The sequence below is a fragment of the Nitrosophilus sp. genome (assembly GCF_982775275.1).
The window spans coordinates 1-2,331 of sequence record NZ_CEXZHP010000223.1; the positions used below are offsets into that span (position 1 = coordinate 1).

The window sequence follows — 2,331 nt, forward strand, 5'->3', positions numbered from 1 at the left end:
AGTTATCGTTCTAAACCTTCGGTTTGCCCTCGCTCACTTACCACCTTACCCCCTTACCTCCCTACCACCTTACCACCTTACCTCCTTACCTTCTCCCACCATCTCCTCTTCATATATCTTCCTAATATACTCGATATCCGCTTTTATACCCTCTTCTAAAGTAAATCTTGGCTCATACCCTAAAAACTCTTTTGTAGGCTCAATATCGGCTTGGGTGAAAAACTGGTATTGTTTTACGTAGGGATTTGGTATATACTCATACTCGGGATAAATTTTAAGTTCGTCGCATAAAATATCGACTATATCTTTAAAACTCCTAGCAATCCCTGTTGCTGCGTTATAAACTCCACTTCTTTTTGGCATACAGGCTTTTATATTTGCTTGAATAATATCTTCAACAAATACAAAATCTCTTTTTATTTTATCGCTTCCTTCAAAAAGTCTAGGCCTCTCTCCTTTTAATATCTGCAAACCAAACTGCAAAACCATCGATGCAGTTTTATTTTTAAAATACTCTCTTGGACCGTAAACATTAAAATATCTAAGACCCACTATCGGTATATCTACCCTTTTCATATAATCGTAAGCGAGATTATCCATCATAAGTTTGCTAAAACCGTATATATTTGCCGGAGACTCTATCCCTACTTTATGAGGAGCCGGAAGTTTTCCGTAAACCGCTCCGCTACTAGCGTATATCATCCCAGCTTTTTGACTTACAGCAAGATCTAAAAGATCTTTAAAAGCGTTAACGTTGGTATCTATCATTATCTTTTGATCTTGAACCGTAGTGTCGCTGATCGCGGCCTGATGAAAAATATAATCAAATCTAAAATCCTCAAGCCTTTTTAGATCCTCTTTGTTATTTATATCTCCACTAATCACTTCACCCCTAAAGCCTATAAGATTTTTAAAATGTCCAAAACTTTTTAAATTACCGTTTGAAAACCTCTCTTCACTCCTAAACTTATCAAAAACCACTACTTTACAATCTGGATAATTTTCTTGAAAATAAAAAGCGAGATTACTTCCTATAAACCCTGCTCCCCCGGTTATCAAAACGGTTTTGTTGTTAAAATCTATATCCAAATATTTCATTTTTTATCCTTTAGAAATTTCATTCATTAATGATAAAAATTGTATCAAAAAGAGACTTTGCTTTATATTTGGCTTTACCTTTTACCTTCAATCTTCGACCTTCATCCTCAATTAAAATAGTATTTTCGATCCCCGCTTTTAAAGCGGCTTCTATGTCGCTGGATTTATCGCCTATCATCCAAGATTTTTTCACGTCTATATCATAATCTTTAGCGGCTTTTAGTATCATCCCTGGCGATGGTTTCCTACAACTGCATCCATCATCTGGAGAGTGGGGACAAAAATATACCTCTTTTATCTCTATGCCATCGGCTTTTAGCCTATTTTTCATCCATTTTGTCAATTTTTTGAAATCCTCAAGTTTATAATAGCCCCTTGCGATTCCGGACTGATTTGTTACTACTATCAAAATATATCCTAAACTTTGAAAATATTTTAAAGCCTTTATCGCACCTTTTGTGAACTCAAAATCCTCTATCTTATAAACATATCCTTTATCTACGTTTATTACCCCGTCTCTATCTAAAAAAATTGCCTTTTTCATAATTTTATCTTTGTGATTTTTTTATTATAATTTTACCTTCTTTTATCTTTACTAAAGATTTTTTTATTTATAATTAAAGCGTTTTAAAAAATTGCAGCAATGCAAAAAGGAGAAAAATATGAAAAAATTGGCAATTTTGAGCATAATCGCAGCTGGAGCTATCAGCCTAATGGCGGCTGACGGAGCGGCTTTATATAAAAAATGCGCAGGATGTCACGGCGCTAAAGGCGAGAAAAAAGCTCTTGGAAAATCTGCACCTATAGGTGGTTGGGATAAAGCAAAAACTGTTGAAGCCCTAAAAGGATATAAAGCCGGAACAAGAAACGTTTACGGAATGGGTGGCCTTATGAAAGGTCAAGTAGCATCTTATAGCGATGCAGATATTGAAGCTGTAGCTGAATATATCGCTAACTTAAAATAATCTTTTCGGGCTCTTGCCCGAAACTTTATGGAAACTTTCCAAAATCCCGCAATCAGTCAAATCGCCGTATGGTTTGTTCTTCCTTTGCTTTTAGCTCTGCTTTGGTATTTACTAGATAAACAAAAATAGTTTTAAGTTTTTAAGTTTCAAGTTTCAAGTTATTTTTTTGAATTGAACCCTCTGAAAAATTACAAATTGAGCGAAAGCTTTGCGATTTTAATTTGAAAATTTTATGTTCGCTGTTAAGCGAAAAAAGTGCACTTAACCC

Annotated in this window: 3 protein-coding genes; 1 reads left to right on the forward strand and 2 read right to left on the reverse strand. The window is 34.8% G+C overall.

What is annotated here, in order from left to right:
* Positions 1 to 69 precede the first annotated feature (69 nt).
* Together rfaD and gmhB are read right to left on the reverse strand one after the other, a co-directional pair.
* Positions 70 to 1,098, reverse strand: a complete 1,029-nt coding sequence (gene rfaD, locus AC30RD_RS08490; protein WP_489494064.1) for an ADP-glyceromanno-heptose 6-epimerase — start codon at positions 1,096 to 1,098, stop codon at positions 70 to 72.
* Positions 1,099 to 1,117: 19 nt separating this feature from the next.
* On the reverse strand, positions 1,118 to 1,642 hold the full coding sequence (gmhB, locus tag AC30RD_RS08495; RefSeq protein WP_489494066.1) for a D-glycero-beta-D-manno-heptose 1,7-bisphosphate 7-phosphatase: 525 nt from the start codon (positions 1,640 to 1,642) through the stop codon (positions 1,118 to 1,120).
* Positions 1,643 to 1,760: 118 nt separating this feature from the next.
* Here gmhB and AC30RD_RS08500 point away from each other — a divergent pair, with 118 nt between their 5' ends.
* On the forward strand, positions 1,761 to 2,063 hold the full coding sequence (locus tag AC30RD_RS08500) for a c-type cytochrome (RefSeq protein WP_489494068.1): 303 nt from the start codon (positions 1,761 to 1,763) through the stop codon (positions 2,061 to 2,063).
* Positions 2,064 to 2,331 lie beyond the last annotated feature (268 nt).